The 23,882-nt window shown below is 62.1% G+C and carries 20 protein-coding genes; 18 read left to right on the plus strand and 2 right to left on the minus strand.

What is annotated here, in order from left to right:
* Positions 1-917 precede the first annotated feature (917 nt).
* Positions 918-2,213, plus strand: coding sequence for an ROK family protein (locus SAC06_RS01890; protein WP_350258523.1), 1,296 nt, complete (start codon positions 918-920; stop codon positions 2,211-2,213).
* Here SAC06_RS01890 and SAC06_RS01895 read toward each other — a convergent pair.
* A complete protein-coding gene (locus SAC06_RS01895; protein WP_350258524.1) occupies positions 2,197-2,829 on the minus strand; it encodes a DUF47 domain-containing protein in 633 nt (210 codons plus the stop codon). The two genes, SAC06_RS01890 and SAC06_RS01895, sit on opposite strands and share 17 nt — an antisense overlap.
* A gap of 6 nt (positions 2,830-2,835) precedes the next feature.
* Positions 2,836-3,768, minus strand: a complete 933-nt coding sequence (locus SAC06_RS01900) for an inorganic phosphate transporter (protein ID WP_350258525.1) — start codon at positions 3,766-3,768, stop codon at positions 2,836-2,838.
* A gap of 199 nt (positions 3,769-3,967) precedes the next feature.
* Here SAC06_RS01900 and SAC06_RS01905 point away from each other — a divergent pair, with 199 nt between their 5' ends.
* From SAC06_RS01905 to SAC06_RS01985, 17 genes are all read left to right on the plus strand, one after another.
* Positions 3,968-4,873: a sugar phosphate isomerase/epimerase gene (locus SAC06_RS01905; protein ID WP_350258526.1), complete on the plus strand. Its 906-nt coding sequence runs from the start codon at positions 3,968-3,970 to the stop codon at positions 4,871-4,873.
* Complete coding sequence (locus tag SAC06_RS01910) at positions 4,870-6,018, plus strand: Gfo/Idh/MocA family oxidoreductase (protein ID WP_350258527.1); 1,149 nt, start codon at positions 4,870-4,872, stop codon at positions 6,016-6,018. Before SAC06_RS01905 ends, SAC06_RS01910 begins: the two co-directional genes overlap by 4 nt.
* Before the next feature lie 38 nt (positions 6,019-6,056).
* Positions 6,057-7,463: an extracellular solute-binding protein gene (locus SAC06_RS01915; RefSeq protein WP_350258528.1), complete on the plus strand. Its 1,407-nt coding sequence runs from the start codon at positions 6,057-6,059 to the stop codon at positions 7,461-7,463.
* A 6-nt stretch (positions 7,464-7,469) separates the two neighbouring features.
* Positions 7,470-8,405 carry a sugar ABC transporter permease gene (locus tag SAC06_RS01920; RefSeq protein WP_350258529.1) on the plus strand — a complete coding sequence of 312 codons (936 nt, stop codon included), beginning with the start codon at positions 7,470-7,472 and terminating at the stop codon, positions 8,403-8,405.
* Positions 8,402-9,247 carry a carbohydrate ABC transporter permease gene (locus tag SAC06_RS01925; protein ID WP_350258530.1) on the plus strand — a complete coding sequence of 282 codons (846 nt, stop codon included), beginning with the start codon at positions 8,402-8,404 and terminating at the stop codon, positions 9,245-9,247. The genes SAC06_RS01920 and SAC06_RS01925 overlap by 4 nt, the downstream gene beginning before the upstream one ends.
* The gene (locus SAC06_RS01930) at positions 9,247-10,314 is read left to right on the plus strand and encodes an ABC transporter ATP-binding protein (protein WP_350258531.1); all 1,068 of its coding nucleotides are present in this window, start codon (positions 9,247-9,249) and stop codon (positions 10,312-10,314) included. Before SAC06_RS01925 ends, SAC06_RS01930 begins: the two co-directional genes overlap by 1 nt.
* A 2-nt stretch (positions 10,315-10,316) precedes the next feature.
* Complete coding sequence (locus SAC06_RS01935) at positions 10,317-11,558, plus strand: CehA/McbA family metallohydrolase (RefSeq protein ID WP_350258532.1); 1,242 nt, start codon at positions 10,317-10,319, stop codon at positions 11,556-11,558.
* 13 nt (positions 11,559-11,571) lie between these two features.
* Positions 11,572-14,211 (plus strand): glycoside hydrolase family 38 C-terminal domain-containing protein, encoded by a 2,640-nt coding sequence (locus SAC06_RS01940; protein WP_350258533.1) that lies wholly within the window; start codon positions 11,572-11,574, stop codon positions 14,209-14,211.
* A gap of 269 nt (positions 14,212-14,480) precedes the next feature.
* Entirely contained in the window at positions 14,481-15,482 is a 1,002-nt protein-coding gene (gene glsA / locus SAC06_RS01945; protein WP_350258534.1) for a glutaminase A, read from the plus strand.
* Between the two features lie 2 nt (positions 15,483-15,484).
* Positions 15,485-17,107, plus strand: a complete 1,623-nt coding sequence (locus SAC06_RS01950; protein WP_350258535.1) for an MFS transporter — start codon at positions 15,485-15,487, stop codon at positions 17,105-17,107.
* A gap of 406 nt (positions 17,108-17,513) precedes the next feature.
* The gene (locus tag SAC06_RS01955) at positions 17,514-18,017 is read left to right on the plus strand and encodes a PTS glucose transporter subunit IIA (RefSeq protein WP_350258536.1); all 504 of its coding nucleotides are present in this window, start codon (positions 17,514-17,516) and stop codon (positions 18,015-18,017) included.
* A gap of 31 nt (positions 18,018-18,048) precedes the next feature.
* Positions 18,049-18,870, plus strand: coding sequence for a PRD domain-containing protein (locus SAC06_RS01960; protein ID WP_350258537.1), 822 nt, complete (start codon positions 18,049-18,051; stop codon positions 18,868-18,870).
* A 33-nt stretch (positions 18,871-18,903) separates the two neighbouring features.
* Positions 18,904-20,634: a PTS transporter subunit EIIC gene (locus SAC06_RS01965; RefSeq protein ID WP_350258538.1), complete on the plus strand. Its 1,731-nt coding sequence runs from the start codon at positions 18,904-18,906 to the stop codon at positions 20,632-20,634.
* Between the two features lie 13 nt (positions 20,635-20,647).
* The gene (locus SAC06_RS01970) at positions 20,648-21,349 is read left to right on the plus strand and encodes a pentose-5-phosphate 3-epimerase (RefSeq protein WP_350258539.1); all 702 of its coding nucleotides are present in this window, start codon (positions 20,648-20,650) and stop codon (positions 21,347-21,349) included.
* Positions 21,350-21,650: 301 nt separating this feature from the next.
* Entirely contained in the window at positions 21,651-22,067 is a 417-nt protein-coding gene (locus SAC06_RS01975; protein ID WP_350258540.1) for a DUF1801 domain-containing protein, read from the plus strand.
* A gap of 194 nt (positions 22,068-22,261) precedes the next feature.
* Positions 22,262-22,846 (plus strand): TetR/AcrR family transcriptional regulator, encoded by a 585-nt coding sequence (locus SAC06_RS01980; RefSeq protein WP_350258541.1) that lies wholly within the window; start codon positions 22,262-22,264, stop codon positions 22,844-22,846.
* On the plus strand, positions 22,839-23,822 hold the full coding sequence (locus SAC06_RS01985) for an NAD-dependent epimerase/dehydratase family protein (protein ID WP_350258542.1): 984 nt from the start codon (positions 22,839-22,841) through the stop codon (positions 23,820-23,822). The genes SAC06_RS01980 and SAC06_RS01985 overlap by 8 nt, the downstream gene beginning before the upstream one ends.
* The last annotated feature ends 60 nt before the right edge of the window (positions 23,823-23,882 follow it).

A 23,882-nucleotide genomic window follows, 5' to 3' on the forward strand; every position in this document is an offset into this window, starting at 1 on the left:
AAGTGTTGCTTTCTACATACCCTGTGGACAGGAAACGATTACCTCTTGTTTGCTGGGGTGGGTGGGGATAGTGCGCAGAGCTGAAAACCGGGCCTTTGTGTGTATATGCGCAGGTCGGGGGCGCGTCTGGTTTCAAGTGGAGGCCTGGGCGTGGGCGCCGCTGGCTAACTGTTGGGTGGACAGACCTGTGTATTCAGTCCGTGCTGGCTGGGGTCTCGAAAACGGTTTCTCTGGGGCTTGGGGGAGATTCGTGCTGGTCGGGAGGGGATGCCGGGCGGGTGTGGTGGGTGCCAGCGGGATTTAGCGAGAAAAGCGCTGGCTCAGTTGGTTTCGGACCAGGGTGAGGGCGGAGGCGAAATAGGTGTGTTACCTATCGAAATACCGTCGGTCTTGATGAATTTTGGATCGCAGTAGGTGGGCGGAAATGTTGGTAAAACGTTGCCAGCATCCGCGGGGGCGAGGGGAGTGGCTTGGGCTGATGATTTTGTGGGTGTGCATCGGTTTCTCCATCCGGCCTTGGTGTGGCCGCCTCTGTGGCTGGGCTCGAACCTAGAGCCGGCCCAGGGGCCGCTTGGTGCTCCCTGAGCTATTGTGAGCAAGCGCACATTTGCCAGGCGACACTGAGCCCGGTTTGGCGAACACCAAACGGCGGGCATGGCTCGCCCCGACCGTCCAGCCGGTACTTGGTTTTTTTGACAAGTTTGCCCTCAAAAATGAGGTCGACCACACCTAAGCGATCCCTGCCTCTCGGACCGCCCACGTCGAGGGCTGGTCCCTGCCTGCGGTCCACGTTTGTGAGCGCTAATTCGCGCTTTGTCCGCATGTATGATGGCACCATTCCACGCCCCCGTAAGGCATCTGAGTCATCTGGCGCCAAAAAGCTCGGGTTGGCGGGGTCGATGAAAGGGGCTTCGGGAGTGGTCGAACAGGAACCGGTCCGACTGTCGGGCACCCGCCTCGGAACCAACATGCCGCGGGTGGGTGACTACAATCTTCTGGTTGTCTTTGACCTTATTCGCCGAGCCAAAGACGGGGTTAGCCGGGTTGCGTTGGCCAACCAGACCGGCCTCAGTCGCCAGACTGTCTCCAATGTGGTTTCGCGGCTACTCAAGGCCGGGTGGGTGCACGAGGGAAAGCGGCTCTCCTCCCCGGGGCGAGGCAAGCCCCGCACGATGCTGCACGCGCGAGCCGACGCTGCATTCGCCGTTGGCGTCCATGTCGAACCAGCCTCCATCTCGGCCATCGTGATGGATGCAAATGGTGGGATTCGTGCCCGCGGAGAGTTTGGGTGGGAGTCGGATCCCGCTCGGGCTGTCAACTCGATCGGTGCCTTGGTTCGCGAGTTGATCGAGGCGGTGCCGGCCGATCGGATTCTCGGTTTGGGCTGTTCGGTGCCGGGTCCAATTGACTTGGAGCGGGGTGTATTTGTCGACCCGCCAACGCTGCCTGGTTGGGATGGGGTCCAACTGCGCGAGCTGGTTCAGCAGGCAACCGGACTGGAAACCTTCATGCAGAAGGACTCGATTGCGGCGCTCGCGGGCGAGCTCTGGAACCGAGAGCGGGGCCTGGATCGAACCACCCTGTTTGTCTACTCTGGGTTTGGCATTGGCTTTGCTGCTGCCGATCGGGGAGAGCTCTTCTTTGGTGGGAGCGGTAACGCGGGCGAGGGCGGACACATTCGGATCAACACGGATGACACCGAACTGTGCACCTGTGGGCGGCAAGGATGCGTGGGCAAGGCAGTTGAGTTCGACTATTTGGTCCGGCAGGCAGTAGACAGGGGGTTGCTCCCCCCTGCTGAGCGCTCACATACCGAGTTGGTCAAAGCAATGGACCAGCTGACCCAACTGGCAGGTGCTGGCGACCCGGACGCACTGGAACTCAAGGCCAAGTCCTGCGCCGCCATCGCCCAGGCCGTGGTCGTGGTGGCGGACCTGATGGATGCCACCGATGTGATTGTGGGCGGCTCCAATGCTGCGCGCTTGGCGCCCGACCTGGGCGAAGCGGTTGAGCGGGAGTTCTTGCGCTATTCGGCCGTTGCCTCCCTGCACTCACTGAAGGTGCACGAGGCGGACTTTGGCAGCTGGGTTGGGGCGGCCGGTGGGGCTTCGCTAGTGTTTGACGCAAAGCTTTCCCCTAGTCCCGCGGTGTTGACCGGGTCGGATTCGGCCGGTCCTGCGGGCCCGCCGGAACTGATCACAGGTATCGCTTAACGATCCCATCGAGGACTGCATCCGCGGCATCCATCAGTCGCGCCTCGATCGTAAGTAGGCGACGCAGCACCTCCATCTGCTTGACCGTGTCCAGGGTCAAGGGGTCGACCAGGATCCGCCGGCTCCCCTGCTGATAGTGCAGATGTACTTTGCGGGCTGCGATGCGCGCTTGTTGGGCCTGGAACTGGCCGGCCTGCCCGTCCGGAACGGTCACCGCCCGGCGCAGTGCACGCAACGAGTCGACAACTGGCGCTAACATTCCTTGGGACCACCGGCCGGTCGGGACCTCCCACAGGGCGAGCTCCCGCACCATGTCGCGCAGGATATCCAACACGTCGTCTATGGCCCGCGATGATCGGATCAAATCCTCGCGCTCCAGGGGGACTGTTAGCGCCGAACTGGTTCGGGTCATCAGCTGGGTTCGCAAGCGATCCCCTTCGTGTTCGATTCGGCGCATGGTTTTGCGGGCGGCTTGGGCATCGACTTCGCCCAGGCAGACCTGCCCAACCACATCGGCCGCCTCGATTGCGGTGTTCAGCTGGTCTGCCAGCAACTCGGTGACAGAACGGGGGCGAACTCGGCTCCCGATCCATCGGCGGCCCAACAGCGGTCTCATAAGCGTTTACTTTCCAAATAGGGTGACGGTGAGGAACGAGGAGGCAATGGCAAAGGGCATGGTCCAGAGCCAAGCTCCGCCGATCCGTTGAAGCGAAGACCAGTAGACCGCCCGAAGTGAGCGGGACAGCCCGGTTCCAAGCAGTGCTCCCACCAGGGACTGGGTCATTGATAAAGGCACTCCCAGTGCCGCTCCCGTCACCACTGCGGCCGCGGCGCTGAGCTCGGCAGTGAGGACTGTCTGAGCGCTAACAGAGGTGATGCCGTGGCGCATGAACTGCGAAGCGGACCGGAGGGATGTGAGCGCCCCCAGAGCGAACAGGCAAACGCCCGCGACAAAGGCAGCGGGGACCAGTCCGGGCGGAGGGGTCCCGATCGAATGCCGTAGCAACAGGGCGGTGAAAAGCAGCTTTTGCCCGTCATTGACCGCGTAGGCGCCGGCCAGGGCGAGGAACGTCAGTTGCCGTGCCACCGGACGGGGGAACCTGCGCCAGGTTGGCAAACGGCTCAGGGTCCAGGCGCAGAGCGCGGCCAGCACAGGTGCGGCCAACCCGAGCACGATCACCCGAATCAGCAGTCCCCGATCGATGGGAGTGCCCTGCGCCAGGGCGGCTCCGGTGAGCGCTCCCACCAGGGCCAATGTGATCGAGGTGGGAATGTGTACCGCGGTGGCCAGCGCGAGAGTAATCAGGGTGGAAGCCACGATCCAGGCGGCCGAATTGGAGGTGGAGGAGCCGGTTCCGATCATCGAGAACAGGGTGTCAGCAACTCCGGTCAAGCCCAGGACCGGGGCACTCAACAGTGCGAGCACCAGGACCCCAACCGACCAAAGTGGCGCCCGTTCTGTTCCTTGTAACGACAAGGCAACCAAGGGGCCACCGTCATTTCGGCCCACCACGAAGGCGAAGGCAGCTCCGAGCGCAACGAAGATTGTGAGCATCGGGTCCGCCTCCTTTCGTCGAATTTGCGTGGTCCAGCTGGTTCCCCGACCGGGGCGGGGCCATCGTCCCTCACTGTGAGGTATGTCATACAGTTTTATTTGTCCAACGTTTGGATTATAACCACGAATCTAGTTAGGCTGATCACAACCCGCTGAGCAGACATTGTCGTCAACAACGTTGCGAATGATTGGACATGAAATGAAAGTGGCAAACGCTCCCGTCAGCTACGGAGTCTTTGGGTTGGCCCTCCCCGGTACCGTCCTTCCCGACGGTGAGCAACTGGCCCGTCTGGTTCATGAGGCTGGCTACGAGGGAATCGACCTGGGTGCCCCCGGGCTCCTAGGTCTTGGATCGGATCTGACCGACCGCCTCGCCCGGCACCACCTCGGCCTGGCCGGCGGGTGGGTGGACCTGCCGTTTGGCGCTGGCACCGAGGAAGAGTTCGAGGCCGCGTTCGCAGCCGCCCGGGAGGCAATGCCACTGTTTGTGGCGGGTGCCCAGGCGGGCGACTTCCCGGCTCCCAAACCAACCATTGCCGACATGGGTGACGACAGTCGCCGGCTTCACCCGGGCGGCGGGGAAGAACTGGAGTTGGCCCCCTGGCAGTGGGATCGCTTTGGCGAACGCTTGACTCGGGTGGCCGAGCTGGTCCGTGGTTACGACCTGGAACCCACTTTTCATCATCATGCCTGCACCTTCGTTGAGACACCCGCTGAGATCGACCAGTTCCTGGCGCTCGGAGCCATGGACTTGACCTTTGATTCGGGTCATCTCCTAATCGGCGGTGGCGACCCTGTCCGGGACATCGTTCGCTGGATGGATCGGATCAATCATCTGCACCTCAAGGACGCCGACCGGTCGATTTTGGCCGCTGCCATGGGCTCTGAGGATCCGCTTCGTGACGTGTGGTCGAAACGAGTCTTCGTTCCCCTGGGTCAGGGCGACCTGGACGTGGAAGCGATGATGAGCACGATCATGTCCTCCGGCTTCGACGGGTGGCTGGTGGTGGAACAGGATGTGATCCTGCAGGACGAAGCCGACCTGGCCCGCGCAGTGCAGGACCAGATCGACAATCGGGTGGCCCTGCGGCGGTGGTTGCCGTGAGCGCTCCAATCCGACTGGCGTTGATTGGCCTCGGCGGGATCAGCCAAAGTGTTCACTTGCCGATCATCACCCGACTCCACGACCGCGTCCAACTGGTAGCGGTGGTGGACCTGTCCGCCCAGCGAGTGCGGGAAATCCAATCCGCCTACGGTGAGCAGCTGGCCGGCTTCACCTCGGTCGATGATCTTTTGCACGCAGTCGACGCGGGCCTCCAGGTGGACGCGGTGGCGCTCGCTACCACCGGCAGTCACAGCCAAGCCGCACTGCCACTGGTCAAGCGAGGCTGGCCGGTCCTGGTGGAAAAACCCCTCGGATACTCCCGAGGAGAAGTGGCGGAACTCCTTCCGTACGCGGCCCAAATGCGGGTCGGCTACATGAAAGAGTACGATCCGGCCTCCCGTCGCGCCCGCGAGCTCGTCTCCCAGGTTCGGGTTCGGTCCGTCGAAGTGGAGGTGCTCCACCCGCAAGATCAGGCGCAGTTGGAGTTCGCCCACCTGCGCCGGCCGGCCAACGATGTCTCCCAGGAAGCTCTGCGAACCGTGGTTGAACCCACTGAGTCAGCTTTGCGGAGCGCCCTCGGCCCAGAGATTCTGTCCGATCGGGTCGGTGACCTGGATCGGCTTTACCCAAACGTCGTGTTGGGTTCGGTGGTCCATGACATTGCCCTGCTCCGGTACCTGGTGGGGGGCATTGGAACGGTCGAACATGCCCAGCACTACGGCCCAGAGTTTCCCGGCTCGCTTCGCCTCGGCGGAACGCTTCGGGAGCAGGCGGTCCCCTGGCAGATCAATTGGCATTTCATTGCCGGTTATCCGCAGTACCGGGAGACCGTCACCATCCACCACGAAGAAGGCACCATTCAGCTGGTGTTTGACGTGCCCTACCTGCTGAATGTGGCCACCGAGCTGCATGAGGTGACGGCAACCCCTCACTACGGAGTCAACCACTCCGTCCAGACCTGGCCCCAGCAGGAAGCCTTCGAGCAAGAGTGGCTCGACTTCCTGGCGTTGGCCGGGAACACCCCCCGGCCGGGCTCCTCCGTGGCCGAATCCCTGGAGGATCTCCGGGTGGGGCAGGAAATGATCCGACTACTAGCCGAGTCCAAGGGGATCTCCCTGGACCCGGAGGTGGAGGCATCCCGGTAGTTCCCTCCACTGCCATGCAATTCTGAAAGGACAAAGAAGTGCTGAATAAGACACGAGTAATCTCCACGGCTGGGGGCGCGCTCCTGCTGGCCACTAGTCTGGCTGCCTGCGGAGGTGGCCAGCCGGCAGATCAGTCCGGCGATGCCACCGACGCCGTGACCCTCTCCTTCACCGCTAACGCCATCGTCGGGGGCAAAAACTCAGCCGAAGCCGAGTGGATTCAGGATTGGGTGATTCCCAACTTTGAAAAGGAAATGGCCGATCAGGGCAAGAACGTCAAGGTGAACTTCGAACCTCAAGGCGTCGATGACGAGGACTACAAGACCAAGCTTGCCCTGGACCTGCAGTCGGGCGGCGGCGCCGACGTGTTTGCCATCGACGGCATCTGGGTGGGCGAATTCGCGGAAGCGGGGTACATCAAACCGCTGGAAGAGGTCGCACCCAACTCGGCCAGCTGGGACGGCTGGGAGCAGATTGACGACTCGGTCCAGCAGGCTCTGGCCTTTGATGGACAGCGCTACGGCGTGCCCCAGGGCGCTGACGGCCGCGTCATCTACTACAACAAGGATCTGTTCAAAGAGGCTGGTCTCCCGACTGACTGGCAGCCCACCAGCTGGGACGAAATCCTGGATGCGGCGAGGGCGCTGAAGAAGCTCGACGGGGTAATCCCGATCCAGCTCAACGCGGGAACGGCCATGGGTGAGGCCACCACCATGCAGGGCATCTTGCCGATGCTGGCTGGCGCTGGCGGCTCCGTCTGGCAGGACGGCAAGTGGCTGGGTGACACCCCGCAGCTGGAAGACGTGATGAACCTGTACCGGACCATCTACGTGGACGAGCAGTTGGGTGACCCGATTCTGCAGCAGGAAGCCTCCGGGCGCGACACTTCCTTCCAGCAGTTCGCGGACGGTCAGATCGGAATTTTGCTGGAGGGGGACTACTTCTGGCGCTCGGTGGTGAACCCCGCTGAAGGCGTTGGGACCGCCCCGATGGAGAACCGGGATGAAGTGGTTGGGTACGCTCTGATTCCGGCGATGAACCCCGGCACCGGGATCAACGGGCAGGATTTTGTGTCCATGTCCGGTGGCACCGGGCGCGTGCTGAACCCGAACTCGAAGAACCCTGACCTGGCTTGGGAACTGCTGGCCTTCATGAACTCGGCTGACGCCTACAAGGCGAAGGCTGCGGGCACCCTGTCCATTTCGCCGCGGGCCGATGTCAATGAGGAACTGCTTAAGGCCGACCCCATGCTCACCTTCGTTTCCAACGAGGTGCTCCCAATCACCGCTTACCGACCGGGCCTGGCCGCTTACCCGGAAGTGTCCCTTGCGCTCCAGCAAGCCAGCTTGGATGTGGTGAGTGGGACCCCGGTCTCCGACGCCCTGGCTACCTACGTCTCCACAATGGGGAACATTGTCGGGGCTGAGAACGTCTCGTCGAAGTAAAGCATGATGACCAACACAACTACGACAGCGCCGGGCAGTGTCAAAGCTGCCCGGCGCCGCCGGCGCGCCGACGACGTCGCCGGCCTGGGAAAGGGCAAAGCGGCAATTTTCGTTGCCCCCGCCCTGATCCTGATCGGAATGTTCCTAATCTTCCCGGCCATTTGGACCATCTATCTGGGGATGACCGACTATCGCCTCACCGGCGTGCAGGCGGCTGACCCCCAGTTTGTCGGGCTGGACAACTTCCGATTTGCCCTCAGCGATCCGGCCTTCTGGAACTCGCTGAAACTCACGTTCATCTTCGTGCTGCTGTCCGGGGTGATCGGCCAGTCATTCCTTGGCTTCGGACTGGCCTGGGCGATTCAAGGCCTGCGCGGATTCTGGAAAGGCCTGGTTGAGGGGCTGGCCCTGGCTGCCTGGGTGATTCCCTCCTCGGTGGTCGCATTCTTGTGGATTGCCCTCCTGGATCGGCGGGGTGGAACCCTGAACCTGATTCTGAATACGCCCGGTCACGCCTGGTTGATCAACAATCCCATGACGGTGATCGTCATCTTCAACATCTGGATTGGCACCGCCTTCTCGATGCAGCTGTTCTCCTCGGCTTTGGCGGCGGTCCCGCCTTCACAACTTGAGAGCGCTCGCATGGCGGGGGCATCCGGTTGGCAGCAGCTCAGAGACGTAATCCTGCCCAACATCAAGGGCCACATTCTGACCAACACCCTGCTCATTACCCTGTGGACGTTCAATACGTTCACTCCGTATCTGCTGACAGCCGGTGGGCCCAACGGTGCAACCTCAATCCTGTCGGTCTACATCTATCGGACCGCAATTCCGGGCGGGCAACTGGGGCTGGGGGCGGCGATCTCACTGATCATGCTGCTGATCAACCTGGTGATTGCCCTGGCCTACCTGCGGATTGCCCGGGGAAGGAAGGGCAAATGACTAAGACTTCCCGCCGCCCCAATGCGGCCAAACGTTTCCTGCACCGGATCACCTTTGTGGTGCTCCTATCCCTGGTGTCGCTGTTTTTCGCTCTGCCGATGCTCTGGCTGGTGACCGCGCCCTTTGACGCGCAGCCGACGATGGCCGTGTCGATTCCGGACTGGACCCTCAGCAACTTTGGGCGGGTCTTCGACAACCCCTACGCGGTCCGCGCTATCGGTAACTCCCTGATCATCGGCTTGGGCACCATGGCCCTGGTGGTGGTCTTGGGCGCAACCGCCTCCTACGCGCTGTCCCGTGTCAACATTCCGGGTCGAGATGCACTGCTCTACGCGCTGCTTCTGCTCAGCTCCATCGTCACCGGCACCGCCGCCATGGTTCCGACCTTCCAACTGATCAACATGCTGGGCCTGATCAACACCCAGGTGGCGGTGATCCTGGTGATCACCGGCGGACTGCTGCCCACGGTGATCTTCATTTTGAAGGACTTCATGGACACGTTGCCCAAGTCCTACGAGGAGTCGGCCCGCCTGTACGGTGCCAAGCCGTGGCAGGTCCTCACCCACGTGGTGGTTCCTGTGGCCCGGCCCGGGATTGCGTTCATCGCGATCTGGTCGATTGTGCAGGTGTGGGGGAACTTCCTGGTGCCCTTCATCATGCTGCGCAGTCCGGAACTGCAACCCGCAGCCGTGGTCATGTATACCTTCTACACCGAGTCGGGCCAGGCGGATCTGCGACTGATCTCCGCATTCTCACTCATCTACTCACTGCCGGTGATTCTCATTTACTTCTTGGTGAACCGTAAGTTCGGGTTCCGCTTCCACGGAGGGATCAAATCCTAATGTCCTCAATCAAAATGACAGACCTGGTCAAGGAATACCCGGGCGGTGTTCGCGGTGTCGATCAACTGGATCTGGAGATCCAGGACGGTGAGTTTTTCGCCCTCCTCGGTCCTTCCGGCTGTGGCAAGACCACCCTGCTACGTTCAATTGCCGGGCTCGAGGCCATCACTGAAGGCACCCTTTGGATTGACTCCGATGAGGTCACCCACGCCGAACCCGGCGACCGGGGAGTGGCCATGGTGTTCCAGGATTACGCCCTGTTCCCGCACATGAACGTCGCGGACAATATTGCCTATCCGCTGCGAATCAGGAAGGTCGCCAAGCACGAGCGCCATGCCAAGGCCGCTCAGGTGGCCGACAGCCTGTCCCTCGAAGGACTGCTGGAACGCAGGCCCGGGCAGCTCTCCGGTGGACAGCAGCAGCGGGTGGCCCTGGCCCGAGCCGTTGGGACCGAGCCGACAGTGCTCCTCCTGGACGAACCGCTCTCAAACCTTGATGCCCGCCTGCGGCTCGAAGCCCGCACCTTCCTGAAGGAGTTGCAGCGAGACCTGGGGATCACCACCGTCTTCGTCACCCACGACCAGGCGGAAGCGTTGGCTTTGGCCGACCGGATTGCGGTCATGAAAAAAGGCAAACTGCAGCAGGTCGGTACTCCGAAGGAAGTGTTCCAGCGCCCCGCCAATACTTTTGTGGCTGGGTTTATCGGATCGCACCCGATGAACCTGCTTCCGGCTCAGGTGGCCGATGGGCACCTGACCGTGTCCGGCATTCAGGTTGGAGTGCGGGTCGACCCGGCTCAAGCCCACGACGGTGAGTCGGTCATCTGGGGCATTCGGCCCGAGTACTTGCACTGGCACGCGGAAGTCGGCCCCAACCGGTTCGAGGTTCGCGCCCGCACGGTGGAAAGCCTGGGGGCCAGCTCCCTGGTGACGGTGGAACTTGGTGACCAGGTGCTGCAACTGATCGTCGACGAAGACGACTGCCCCGAACCGGGCGTGGTTGGCTACGTCTCGGTCCGGGACGGAAGATCGCTGATGTTCGATCTGGAAACCACCGAGAGGATCTAGCGATGCTGGTGACCACGGTACAGGCCGACCTGCGTCTGCAAGCGCAGGATCGATACCACCGAGTGCCCTTCACGGTTCCTCCGGGGGCACCCTCGGTTGGGGTAAGGATTAGCGTCACCGACGGGGTGGTTGACCTGGGGTGCGAGGGGGCCGACGGCTGGCGCGGTTGGTCGGGTGGGGCTCGAACAGAGTTCACCATCACGGCGGAGGCGGCCACCCCCGGCTACGTCCCGGGACCTCTGGAAGCAGGGGAGTGGGCAGTCATTCTGGGCCTGCATAACCTGCCCTCGGGTGCGGCGCAGATTCGGGTGGAAGTTAGCGTTCCCTCGGAGGTTGACCTGCCCGAACCCACGCCGGCACCGGCGGTGCCAACCCGCTCGCCGCGCCCGGAACTGCCCGCGCCCCCCGGCCTGACCTGGTTTGCCGGTGATTTCCACAATCACACGCTACATTCGGATGGAAAACTTACTATCGAGGAACTGGCGGCCCTCGGAGTGGAAAGCGGCCTCGACTTTTTAGCGGTCACAGACCACAACACGGTCAGCCACCATCCGTTCCTTCCGCAGATCGGTCGGGACTATGGCATCACCCTGGTGCCGGGCCAAGAGGTGACCACTCATCGCGGTCACGCCAACGCTTTTGGCGACATTGGGTGGATCGACTTTCGGGAGCATCCGGATCGATGGGTGGACGAGGTGGAAGCGCGCGGCGGGATCCTGTCGCTAAACCACCCGATCGATGCCGACTGCGCCTGGATGGTGCCGCTAACACGAACCCCGAAGGCAGTAGAGCTGTGGCATTCAACCTGGTACCGAGACCTGTGTGGGACCGGGATCTTCGCCTGGCTGGCCGGACGCGACCGGAGAGTCACCCTCCTGGGGGGCACCGATTTCCACAACCTTGGTCAACCGCCCAGGCCCGGCACCCCAACCACGTGGGTGGCCGCCACCGAAAACACTCTCGAAGCCATTCTGGAGGCGGTGCGGGCCGGTCGAACCGCGATCACCGGTTCGGTCACTCTAGCCGACGGGGTGATCACGCCGCGGCTGACCGACTGTCCGATCCTGCTGCGCCAGGATGATTCCACCCTGCTGGCGCTGCGAGCCCAAGGGCTAGTGTTTGTCGACTTCCTTGGCAACCGAACTGTGGTTGATGAAGAGGAGCAAGCTTTTGCGGCCCCGCTGGATCGCGGCCCCTACTCTTTGCTGTTGCCGGACCGAAAGATTGTCGCCCTGAGCGCGTAACTGAAAGATAACCATGACCTCTGTTCCTGATGAAATTGTCGTTGTGCCCCACACTCACTGGGACCGCGAATGGTATGAGCCCCACGACGTGTTTCGCCTGCGTTTGGTGCACATGATCGATGGGCTGCTGGACTTGCTTGAGCGCGAACCCAGCTATCGCTTTACTCTCGACGGGCAGGCGGCCGCCATCAACGACTATTTGGAGATGCGCCCCGAAAACACTGCCCGGGTGCGGCGACTGGTGACCGACGGACAGTTGGCCATCGGTCCGTTCCTGATCCTGCTCGATGAGTTCTGCTGCGATGGGGAAACCATCATCCGAAACCTGGAGTTGGGGTTGAGCTCGTCCAGGAAGTTGGGCCCGGAAATGCGGCTAGGCTACCTGCCCGACATGTTTGGTCACGCGGCCCAGACGCCGCAGATCCTGGCCGGGTTTGGCCTGGAAGACACGGCGCTGTGGCGGGGGGCGCCCGACGCAGTTCGGTTCCACGCCTTCACCTGGAAAGCCCTCAACGGGCAGGGGGTGCGCTGCGAGTACCTGTATGACGGGTACGGTAACGGGCTAGATTTGTTTGCGCTCCCAGGGCAACTTCCCGAGCTGGCATCGGAGTACGCCCGTCGAAATGCCTCCTGGTACGACGGGGACCCCGTGTTAGCGATGCTGGGTTCGGACCATACGGCGCCACTGGCCGATTTGGTGGAACGGATCGAAGCTGCGGCCAAGGATCCGCGGGCACCCAGGTTCAAGATCGCCACGGTGGCGGAGTACGTGGAGAGTGTGAGCGCTCGCAATCTCCCCGAGGTTACCGGTGAGCTTCGTTCACACGCCCGGGGAAACCTACTGCCCGGGGTCTTCTCGATCCGGACCAACCTCAAGCAGTCGATGGCTGACGCTGAGCGCGCGGTCAACGTGGCAGAACGGCTGGACGCCCTGTTCCCAGGCGCCGACCACCAGCGGTTCTTTGAAACCGCCTGGTACCGGATTGTCGAATCGACGGCCCACGATTCCGTCACAGGCTGCGGCGTCGACTCCACGGCCGAGCAGGTGGAAACTCGGCTGCACACTGCTTCGCACCTGGCCCGGGGGGTGACCGAAGCGGTGTTGAAGCGGGCCGCCTCCGGTGTCAGTGCGGACGACTACCTGGTGGTCAACCCGTCGTCCTTTGCACGGATGTCCCAGGTGGAACTGGTAGTGGGCCGGGAGATTCCGCCCGGCGCCCAACAGTTGGCCGAGTTGCCAACCGTGTTGGGAGACGAGGTGATGGCCCGCGCCGACCTGGTCAAACTCCTACGTCGAATCCACGGTCGTGAACTATTTGGCCAGCAGATCAACGGCTACACCTGGGGTGAGCATGAGCTCCGCTTTGATGTGGGTGAAGTAGCGGTCGGCCCGTTCGACCTGGCTCAGTTCACCCGTGAGTTGGAGTCTGCCCCCGAAGGGGACTGGCACGTGTTGACCGTGGCCGAGCCGCGCCACCGCATTCTGGTTCAGGTTCCCACTGGCGGACTAGGGGTCAATCTGGCCAGCACCACTGCCGGGGGAGGCAGCGTCCGGGCCAGCGCTACGGGATTGTCTAACGCCCAGGTTCAGGTCACAATCAATGAGGATGGCACCGTTGATGTGCGGTCAGAAGGCTACCTCGTGGAGCGGGCCCTCCGTCTGACCGATGAGGGTGATCGCGGCGATTCCTACAACTTTGGGCCTTTGGCAGGCGACCATCCAGTCGACCGGCCGACGTCGGTCAATGTGAGCGTGCTCGAAGCCGGCCCACTGCGTGGACGGGTGCGGATCGACCGGACCTATCAGATTCCGGTTGGGGTGGATTCGGCTGACCGAGATCGGCGCCTACCAGAACTAGTGGAGCAACTGGTTTCCACGGTGGTTGAGTTGCGGGACACCGAGGACTTTGTCCGGGTGGAAATCTCTCTCACCAACCGAGCTCGGGATCATCGACTCCGGGTTCTGGTGCCCACCGGGGTGAGCGCTCTCACCTCCTCTGCCAGTGCCGGCCAGTACGGCGTGACCACTCGCGGCCGGACCGGTGAGGGCGGCTGGGGGGAGTTCCCACTTCCAACATTCCCCGCAACCGTTTTCGCCCACGCCGGCCAAACCACCGTTCTGCTGGACAAGCTGACCGAGTACGAAGTGACCGATCCGGGGGACGACCTGGCCCTCACCCTCGTTCGCTCGGTCGGAATGATGAGTGTGAACGTTCACCCGCTAAGGGATGAGCCTGCTGGTTCTGAGATCCCGGTTCCGGGTGCGCAGTATCTAGACACCACAGTTGTCACCAGGTTCGCAATCCTGCCTTCGCCCCACGGTTGGGAGGAAGCGGAGGCAGCCCGCCACGCGGATCTATTCCGCCTCCGCCCGCTGGCCATCCGTGGGCAGGCCCCGGTCGGAACCAGCTCCGAGGTGCCGGAGCCGGCCGTGACCGTGGCTACTTCCGGCCGGGTCCCGCTCACCTCGCTTCGGCGAGTTGACGCCGGGTGGGAAGCTCGCTTCGTGAATTACGACTACCAGGACCAAGAGCTACGCCTAGATACTGACCGCGAGTGGGAGCCGGTGAACCTCGCGGGTGAGCGCCTCCCAGGTGCGGTGGCGCAACCGATTCCCGCCTCCACCATCGCGACGTTCAGGACTGGGCGATAGTCGGTGAGATAGCGGGTTGACGGGCCGAGGCAGGCCTAAATCGGATCTGCCCCGGCCCGTCTTTTTGTCGCATTTCGTCGACGGTAGAAACTTACGGTTAACCGATCCACCGGGCCGCGGTATGCACCTTAGTTGATTTGCAAACCAGATGGACTTTTTCGCCTAGAACGGGCCTTAAGTCCAGCGTATACTCCCCGTAGGCGCTGACCACTTCACTTTGCAGGTGGAACTTATCATCGCTCTCCAGCACCATTTTTGAGGAGGTTGTGATGGATTTAGACGTCTCAGATGTGCGCCAACAGGCCGCGACCGGATTAATCCCACCTGAAGGTGAGATTATGGCAGCCCTGCGGGGAGCCTACGAGCGCGCCCTGGAACACCACGAGGGGCAGGTCGCCGACTATATCCCCGCTTTGGCCCGCGCCGACCACGAAGCGTTTGACCTGGTTGTGGTCGATGTGGAGGGCAACTCCTACCAGCAGCAGGGAAGTGGAGCCAGTTTCACGATTCAATCTATCTCGAAGGCATTTGTCTACGCGTTGGTGTGTGAACGCCTCGGTCACGAGCGGGCTCTTGAGCTGGTCGGGGTCAACAATACGGGCCTCCCATTTAACTCGGTGATAGCGCTGGAGCTGAATCACGGGCATCCGATGAACCCAATGGTCAACGCGGGGGCGCTGTCGACCACCTCCCTGGTTCCCGGTGACAACCCCACCTCCCAGTGGGAGTTCATCCTGGCCGGCCTGAGCGGTTTTGCCGGCCACCAACTGACCGTGGACGAGGAAGTCTTCCAGTCAGAGATGGCCACCAATCAGCGGAACATGGCCATTGCCCGCCTCCTGCAAAGCTATGACCGCCTCGATGGGGATCCCGACCAGGTGGTGGAGGTCTACACCCGGCAGTGTTCGGTCCAGGTCACCGCCGCTGATCTGGCAGTCATGGGGGCCACCCTTGCCGATGGTGGGGTCAACCCGATCACGAAACAGCGGGTGGTCTCCGCCGAAGTGGCCCGCGATACCTTGGCGGTGATGGCCGCCTCGGGCCTGTATGAGAACTCGGGACTGTGGCTGTTCGACATTGGTCTTCCCGGCAAGTCCGGGGTCGCGGGCGGCCTGGTCACCGTGGCCCCCGGAAAAGGTGGGATCGGTTGTTACGGTCCGGCACTGGACTCAGCTGGCAACAGCGTTCGCGGCCAGATTGCCACCGCCTACCTGTCCCGCTCCCTCGGCCTGAACATTTTTGCTTCCAACCCCCGACCGGAAGGTGCCTGATTATGAGCACAACGTCCCCAACACAGGCAGTCGAACGCGCCTCCTGGGTGCCGATGATCGGCCTGTTCTTCGCCCAGGTGCTGATGTCATTCAATGTCGCCGCGCTTCCCGTATCCCTGGGCGGCATGGTGAACGACTTTGGCGTGCCCCCAACCGACGTGTCCACCGCCATCGTCATGTACGGGCTAGTGGTGGCGGCGCTGGTGATGGTTGGCGCCAAGATTGGGCAACGGGTCGGCTGGGTGCTGGTGTTCCGCATCGTCGTGGCCATCTTTGCCGGCTCGGCCTTGATGATGATTCTGGCTCCGACCGTCACCTGGGTGATCTTGGCTCAGGCGCTGGCGGGTGCTTCGGCCGCCATCATCGTCCCCTCGCTGGTGGCCCTGATTGCGGAAAATTACCGCGGTGACCAGCAGGCAACGGCCATTGGTTCGCTCGGTTCGGCCCGGGCTTTCTCGGGTGTGAGCGCATTCCTGATCGGCGGCACCCTGGCCACTGTCGTCGGTTGGCGTCCCGTCTTCATGATTGTGCTGGGACTCGCGGTGGTGGTGTTCCTGTTCAGCTTCCGGCTCCGGTCGGACCACGGGGACCGCTCTGTCGTCATCGATGTGGTCGGTGCGTTCCTGATTGGTCTGGGAATCATGGCGCTAACATTGGGGGTCAACAACCTCAACGGTTGGGGCCTGCTGCGCGCTCGCCCGTCCGCTCCCTTCGAAATTGGGGGACTCTCACCCGCACCAATCCTGATCGTGTTGGGCGTGATCCTGGTCCAGGCCTTCTTCCTGTGGACGAGGCGGCGCACCGCTCGCGGGCAGGTTCCCCTGGTCAGTTTGCAGGTGTTCCGTTCCTCGCGTGAGCGGGCTGCCGTCTACGCCATGTTCATCGTGGTGGCGCTGGAAGCGGCGCTCAACTTCACCGTCCCGCTTTACATTCAGATTGTTCAGGGCCGGACGCCCTTTGACACCTCGTTGGCCATGCTTCCCTTCAACCTGACGGTGTTCTTCACCGCGATTCTGGTGGTGCGCACCTACCGGCGCTTCACCCCGCGCCAGATCGGGATGTTCTCGTTCACACTGACCACGGTGGCGCTGATCTGGCTCTCCTTCGTGGTGACGAACAACTGGGAGACTCTGCCGACCATCCTGGGCCTGTTCGTGTTCGGAGTTGGGCAGGGGGCGCTGGTCACGCTGGTGTTCAACGTGCTGGTGACCTCCGCTCCCAAGGAACTGGCGGGCGATGTTGGTTCGGTTCGCGGCACGACCCAGAACCTGGCCTCCGCGGTTGGCACCGCCATTGCCGGCGCCCTGCTGGTTGGAATCCTCTCGGTCAACATCACCACTTCGCTGGCCACCTCGGTTGACCTGCCGGAGGACCTGGTCACCCAGGTGGATCTGGACAACACCAACTTCGTGTCCAACGATCGCCTGGCCGAAGTGTTGGCCGAAACGGATGCGACCGAGGCTCAGGTGGAGGCTGCCATCGAACTGAACGAGGGGGCCCGCCTGTCAGCACTGCGCAGTGGGCTGCTGATCTTGGCAGCCGTGAGCGCGTTGGCTATCATTCCGGCCAGCCGACTGCCCAAGTACAAGCCGCACGAGCTGCCTGAGCCTGAAAACGTCGAGTAGGGGAGAGTGCTCGCAAGGGCCAGTGCCGACACATTGTGATCCGGCACTGGCCCGCACTCTTTGCCTCGGAGGAGGCACTTCCGGGCGTGGCGGTGGGAGCGATAGTGGTTGAATGCCCACTGGTGAATGTCTCTGGCCGGTCGAGGATTATCGGTCACCTGAGCCTTGAGCTGATTTAGTCGTTCGGGCAGGTCCAAGGCCGATCGCGGCTGAAAAGGAGGACAGGAGATTCGGGCAAATATGGAGAACTTTTGGATTAGTACTTGACAGGCTCTGTGACCTCCCCTACGTTTAGACACCAAGACAGACATGTGACTGTTCGGCAGGCAGGATCTGGTGGCGTGTAGTGCAAAAGCATTGCGCGACAGCAGATCCTTTTTTGTTGCCCATTTCCAATGGAGGAACCATGCGACTTTTTGCCAGGAAACGCAGGGAAGAGCAGGAGAACATCCACTTGGTCTCGCCCGTGACCGGCACGGCAATTGAGATGAGCGAGGTGCCTGATCCGGTGTTTTCCCAATCAATTCTGGGTCCAGGTTTTGCTGTGTTGCCAAAAGATGATGAAGTGGTGGCCCCAGCAGGTGGGACCATCACGAGCGTGGCGGATACCAGCCACGCTGTCTACCTGACCGATCCTCAGGGGAGCCAAATTCTGGTCCACCTTGGACTGGAGACAGTCAAGCTCAACGGCAAACACTTTCAGCTGCTGGTGAGCGAGGGGCAAGAAGTCCAGCCGGGAGACCCAATTGCTCGGTGTGACTTTGCTGCCATCCGAGCGGCCGGATATCAGACCCCGGTCCTGGTGTGCCTGATCAACGGGGCTGAGACCGTCAGCGATTTCGACTTGGCAACGCTGGGTGAGGTTGTGGCCGGGCAGGCAGTTGCATCGGCGAGGCGAACGGACCGCTAGCATGGCTGATCCCGCAAGCAGGCATGTGAGAGTGGTGAAGTCTCTGAACTCCAGCGTGGTCCTGGTGACTGACGGCACTGGTCATGAGTGGCTTCTATTGGGTAAAGGGATTGGCTATGGCCGCCGGGCCGGAGACCAACTGGACCCGAGGGACGCGGATCGAGTGTTTGTTCCGCTCTCGTATTCGGGCAGTCCCGACTACCTGCAGACTCTGAGTTTTCTGACACCTGAGCGTCTCCAAGTTACCGAAGAGATTGTTCAGGAGGCCGAGCGCCGCCTCGAGTGCACGTTGGACAGGTACATCTATGTTGCCCTCACAGATCACCTGGCGTTCGTGCTTGAGAGAGCCAAGTCGGGCAGTCCGGTCACTCCGGCTCTTGGGTGGGAAGTGCAGGATCTCTACCCGGAGGAATATGCCGTCTCGGTGGACGCGTTGTCGACTATTGCGCGCCATACCGGGATCCAGTTGCCCCAAGAGGAGGCCGTTAGCATCACCCTCCATCTGGTGAATGCCTCCCAGCTGAGGCCGGACATGCCGGCCCTGGCTCGGCTATCGAACTTCCTGGACTGGTTCACCTCGTACCTGGATCAGCTGAACCCCGAAGCGGAGCCGAAGGCTCGAGCCCGCCTGGTGCGACATGCTCGGCTCTTGTTCCAGCGGCTGATGAATCAGGAAGCTTTGACTGAGGATGTCGGCGAGCTCCTCTCTGACTACCGCCGCCGCCATCCCGCCGTGATGGACCAGGTCGACCGAGTTGAGCGTCAGCTCAAGCTCAAATGGCAGGCAGAACTGACCGACGAAGAACGTCTTCACTTGGCTCTCTACCTGAAGCCAATCATCAAACCTCTCTAGCTCAATCCATCCCGTAACGCACAAGGAAGTGACATGAGAACACGAATACAAGGAAAGTTGCAGCAGTTCGCTGGCGCCATGATGGTGCCAATTATCCTATTGGTCGCGGTGGGCCTCTTCGTTGGCGTCGGGGCGGCTTTCACCAACTACATTTTGCAGGAAGGAACCATCCCCTGGCGCATTGCCGACGTGTTCGTACAGATCGGCTTCATGATCATGAACACGCTTCCCATGTGGTTTGCGGTCGGTATCGCCTTCACCCTGGCCAAGAAAGAGAAAGGCTGGGCCGCGCTCAACGGACTGGTGGTCTTCTTTAGCCTGCACACGGTTATTTCCGCCTGGGCGGCGTCCCAGGGCATTACTGCCGAATCCACCGAAGTGGACTACCTGGTGTCGACCGGGATGAGCCCGACGCAAGCGCTGGAGTACAACGCACTTTGGACGCAGTTGCTGGGAATCTTTACCGTCAATGCGGGCCTCTTTACCGGACTAATTGCCGGCTTGGCCGCTGCCTTCGTGCACAATCGCCTTATCGGCGTCAAAGTTCCAACTATGCTGTCGTTCTTTGCCGGTCCTCGGCTGGGCATCCTCGGATCGATGGTGGCGGCAGTTGTCCTCGGCATTGCGTTCTTCTACATCTGGCCGGGGGTCGCAGCCGGGCTGCAGGGCATTACGAGATTCATCACGGCTTCCGGATTATTCGGTACGTTCGCGTTCGGCACTTTGGACAAGATGCTCCTGCCGTTGGGCCTCCATCACCTGATTGCATTCCCGATTGAGTACACCCAGGTTGGCGGCACCATGGAAATCGATGGGCAGACCTTCGAGGGTGTTCGCAACATTATGGCCGGGCAATCAGCCAGTGCGGATGCCACCGGGTACATCACCCGGAACTTCACGACCGGCCGTTTGCTGTTCATGTTTGGAGGCATTCCGGGGATGGCGCTGGCCATGTATCGGACCGCCTTCCCCAAGAATCGGAAGAAAGTGGCTGCGCTGCTGATTCCGGCAGTACTGACAGCCGTGGTGGTCGGGGTAACTGAGCCGTTTGAGTTCACTTTCGTCTTCATTGCCCCACTGGTTTATTACCTGGTTTACGCGCCTTTGGCCGGGTTGGCGTACGTGTTGATGGAGGTACTGAATGTCTCCATTTTGGGCCAGGGGGGCCTGTTCATGATCCCCAACTTGCTCCAACCCCAAAAGGTTCATGCATGGCCGTTGCTGATTCTCATCCCCGTCTACTTTGCCCTGTACTACTTCATCTTTAAGTTCCTGATTACGAAGTTCAACCTGAAAACTCCTGGTCGAGGAGAGGACGAGGAGGAAATTGGCTTCGCTACCAAGGAGCAGGTCCGAGCCAAATACGGCTCGGAAGCACCGACCTCCAGGGCTCCCGGCACCGCCGAAGTCTCGGAGCCACCCCCGGGTGAAAGCAGCGCGGACCCGTCCGACGAGCCGGAGGTAGCGTCGCCAGATACCTCAGCCGGAGTTGCGACCAAAGTGGCCGTCCAGGAGAAGGAAAAGCTGGAAGACCGGATAGTCGAAGCTCTGGGCGGTCCCACCAACATCGAGGAGGTCAGCTGCTGTGCCTCCAGACTCCGCGTGACGGTTACCGATCCATCGAAAGTGGTGGATGAACGCACCTGGAAAACGCAGTACGAGGCTTTGGGGCTGGTCTCTCAGGGCAACTACCTGCAGGTCATCTACGGGCCCAGGGTTATTCAACTGACAAGCAACATCAAGAGCCTACTGGGCATCGATTAACTAGGAGAAAAAGATGCGAGAAATCAAAATTGCCGCCGGTCTTGCCCACATTGATTACGGGCACCTGGCCGACATTGTCTCAGAAGCAACGGCTGGCGGGGCTGACTACATTCACTCCGACGCCGCCGACATGCATGACCTCAAGAACATGCAGCTGATGGGGGGTCACCAGGTGGTGGCCGGGATTCGGCCCCACACCGATCTGCCCATCGAAGTCCACTTCTACACCAGAGAATGCGACCGTATCTTCGTGGAGAACATTGCCGCGGCGGGGGCACAGATGCTGATTGTGCCGGCGGAGCATTTCATCGGTGCCCCGTTGGCGTACCTGATCAACTACTGCCGTGAACTCGACATGAAGTTGGGTCTGACAATTGGTTGCTACACGCCGCTGAGCTTTGTCGAGGAGGCCATCTACGATATCGATCGCCTTCAACTGGTGATTCACGGGGTTGATGAGACCGACGGCAAGGACAACTGGGGGTGGCGCCGGTCCTCGCTCGATTTGATCAAGCGGTCGCGGGATCTGATCGAAGCCAAGAATCCGCGCTGCGAACTGGCAGTGGATGGGGGCCTGAGGGTGGACAATCTGGCCCCAGTGGTTCAGGCAGAGCCCGATGTCATGATCTTCTCCTCGGCCATCTTCAAGGATCCCGAAGGTCCGGCGCAGGGAGTGCGACACTGCCGGGCCGCGATCGAGGCGGCGCGGCTTTAGCTGACCAAACTAAAAGGTGAGTGCGGCCAGTTGGTCCGCGCGGCGGGCGCGATCGGTTCGCCCACACGGGCGCCGCACCTTCCTAGATAACACCGCTGCTGCCGGCGGCACCTGGACCTGCACTTTCTGTGGGGGACCAGGTGGCCGCCGCCGTGTTTCCGCCAGGGGCTCACACCCGGCAGGTACCAAGGGGAGTGTTTTGTCCGTCTGTGCCGGTCAGGCTGCTGTTGACTCCTTCCCAAACCCGGCGCCGCCCACTATGCTTTGGCCCAACCAGCGTCCCCAACAGAGAGTCGGATCAATGCCCGAGTCGGTAGCAGAGTTTGTGGCCCAGGTGGTCCCCGCCAAGCGTCAGCGCGACGCGCACACCCTGCTGGAGCTGTACGGCAGGATCAGTGGAGAGCAGCCCGAGCTGTACGGCACCATCATTGGTTTTGGGCACTACCACTACCAGTACGCCAGTGGGCGCGAGGGGGATGCGCCGGCCGGAGCTTTCGCCCCGCGAAAGGCAGCCACCAGCATCTACCTGCCCGACGGGATCGGCGCGCATCGGGCCCTGCTGGATCAGTTGGGCCCCCACCGCGAAGGGGTGGGCTGCCTGTACCTGACCGACTTGGAGCAGGTCGACCTGGCGATCCTGGAGCAGATCATCACCCGCAGCTACGCCACCTTGAGTGCGGACACCTACCGTCTTCGAGCCCGAGACGGCGAAGAGTAGCGGTGCACTAGCCGGCCGCTCCCCGCGAGGCTGGCCCCCACCTCGACCGGGTCAATCAGGCATCTGTCGCGGAGTAAAGGGCGGGTCCAACCGTGCCCTCCCGGGGCCCAAAGCCCCTGTTCCAGGCCGATTTCCCCTCGTACCATCGAGGTACTAGCCGGTTGGCTAGGTGCGATCCTGTCTCGGAGTTGTCCATGACCAAAACCCGTCCCGGTGTCACCCTCGCCCGCCTGCGTGCGGTCTCTCTTGACCTGTTTGCGACCCACGGAATCGTGGGAACCTCGCTGCAGATGATTGCCGAGGCGATGGGCGTCTCCAAAGCCGCGGTTTACCATCATTACCCGACCAAAGACGCCATCGTGAAGGCAGTGATGCAGCCTGCTTTCGACGGGTTCGCCCGCCTGGTGGAGGAGGCGGAAAGCTTGGAGCCGGGACCGGAACGCCAACTGTTCCTGGTGACCGGGTTGGCCGACCAGGCGGTGGCCAACCGCGCCCTGTACGCGGTCATGTTTCAGGACCTGGCCGTGCTGGAAATCATCACCCGCGATGTGCAGCTGGCCGACCTGTTTTGGCGTTTGCGGGCCCATCTGGTTGACCCGCACGACGGCCCGCTGCCGGAGCTGCGCGCCGGGATCTTCCTCTCTGGGCTGGTGGCGCCAGTTCGCGGCGACCTATCCAACGGCATTCCCGACGATCAGCTTCGCGAGGCGATTCTCGATAGCGGGGTCCGCCTCCTAATCAATTCAAGTCACTCGGAAGGGCAAAGGAGCCATGACTAAGACACTGGTAATTGGGGGCAACGGCCTCCTGGGACACCACACCGTGGTGGAACTGCTCAACCGCGGGTACGAGGTGAGCTCGCTGGCCCTGCCCCCGCAGCCCGGTCAGGCCGGAGTGCCGGAGGGAGTCGAGGCCCACTGGGGTAACCTCAACCAGATGACTGACCGGGAACTGCTGGACTTGTTCGCCGGGCAGGACACCCTCTTTTACGCCATCGGGGCGGACGAGCGGACCGTGCCTCCCGCCCCGGCCGACGTGTTCTTCTACCGGCAAAATGTGCTGCCCACCCAGCGGGTCGCCCATTTGGCGCGCGAGGCGGAGGTGAAGAAGTTTGTCGTGTTCGGCTCGTACACCGCTGAGTTTGGCGAGCTTTGGCCCGACCTCGGCTACCGGACCCGCAACGGCTATCCCCGCACCCGCCTCCTGCAAGAAGAGGTCGCCTACCTGGAGGGGGCCGGGCGGATGGACGTGATGGTGCTGCGGTTGCCCTACATTTTTGGCCTGGTGGAGGGACAGCGTCCCCTGTGGCAATTCATCCTGGATCAGGTGGCCACCCAGGACCATCCGGTGGTGCTGCCCGGGGCGACGTCGGCGGTGACTGCGCGCCAGGTCGGTCAGGCCGCGGTTGGCGCGATGGAGCACGGCACCCACGGGGGCCGCTACCCGATCAACTCTTACCGCCTCACCTACCTGGAGCTGTACCAGTTGGCTTGTGAGGCGTTGGGCAAAGACCCGGCCGCAGTTCAGGTGGTTCCCCTCGAGGCGGTCCTCCCCAGCTACGAGCAGTTGGACGCGCAGATGGCGGCGGCCGGGGTGGAACACGGGGTCCACCTGCCCGACACGGCCCGGTTCCAGGCGCGCGAGGCGGTCAGCGACCCGGGTCAGAGCGCGGTCTTGCAGATTGAACCCGACGACGTGGTGGGGGCGATCCGGGAAACTTTCGCCTGGTGTGTGGCGAACCCGCCGGAGGGGTAGCCACCCCCTCGTCCACCGCGACCGGCCCCAAACTAGAGTGGGCTCCCACCCGTTTGGATG

This window comes from Scrofimicrobium sp. R131, from assembly GCF_040256745.1.
In the GTDB taxonomy this organism is placed as follows: domain Bacteria; phylum Actinomycetota; class Actinomycetes; order Actinomycetales; family Actinomycetaceae; genus Scrofimicrobium; species Scrofimicrobium appendicitidis.

Coding starts and splice junctions, on each gene's coding strand:
- SAC06_RS01950 (WP_350258535.1), top strand. CDS start 15,485: ATGAGCACAACGTCCCCAACACAGGCAGTCGAACGCGCCTCCTGGGTG.
- SAC06_RS01930 (WP_350258531.1), top strand. CDS start 9,247: ATGTCCTCAATCAAAATGACAGACCTGGTCAAGGAATACCCGGGCGGT.
- SAC06_RS01975 (WP_350258540.1), top strand. CDS start 21,651: ATGCCCGAGTCGGTAGCAGAGTTTGTGGCCCAGGTGGTCCCCGCCAAG.
- SAC06_RS01935 (WP_350258532.1), top strand. CDS start 10,317: ATGCTGGTGACCACGGTACAGGCCGACCTGCGTCTGCAAGCGCAGGAT.
- SAC06_RS01965 (WP_350258538.1), top strand. CDS start 18,904: ATGAGAACACGAATACAAGGAAAGTTGCAGCAGTTCGCTGGCGCCATG.
- SAC06_RS01905 (WP_350258526.1), top strand. CDS start 3,968: ATGAAAGTGGCAAACGCTCCCGTCAGCTACGGAGTCTTTGGGTTGGCC.
- SAC06_RS01940 (WP_350258533.1), top strand. CDS start 11,572: ATGACCTCTGTTCCTGATGAAATTGTCGTTGTGCCCCACACTCACTGG.
- SAC06_RS01895 (WP_350258524.1), bottom strand. CDS start 2,829: ATGAGACCGCTGTTGGGCCGCCGATGGATCGGGAGCCGAGTTCGCCCC.
- SAC06_RS01920 (WP_350258529.1), top strand. CDS start 7,470: ATGACCAACACAACTACGACAGCGCCGGGCAGTGTCAAAGCTGCCCGG.
- SAC06_RS01980 (WP_350258541.1), top strand. CDS start 22,262: ATGACCAAAACCCGTCCCGGTGTCACCCTCGCCCGCCTGCGTGCGGTC.
- SAC06_RS01925 (WP_350258530.1), top strand. CDS start 8,402: ATGACTAAGACTTCCCGCCGCCCCAATGCGGCCAAACGTTTCCTGCAC.
- SAC06_RS01955 (WP_350258536.1), top strand. CDS start 17,514: ATGCGACTTTTTGCCAGGAAACGCAGGGAAGAGCAGGAGAACATCCAC.
- glsA (WP_350258534.1), top strand. CDS start 14,481: ATGGATTTAGACGTCTCAGATGTGCGCCAACAGGCCGCGACCGGATTA.
- SAC06_RS01985 (WP_350258542.1), top strand. CDS start 22,839: ATGACTAAGACACTGGTAATTGGGGGCAACGGCCTCCTGGGACACCAC.
- SAC06_RS01900 (WP_350258525.1), bottom strand. CDS start 3,768: ATGCTCACAATCTTCGTTGCGCTCGGAGCTGCCTTCGCCTTCGTGGTG.
- SAC06_RS01970 (WP_350258539.1), top strand. CDS start 20,648: ATGCGAGAAATCAAAATTGCCGCCGGTCTTGCCCACATTGATTACGGG.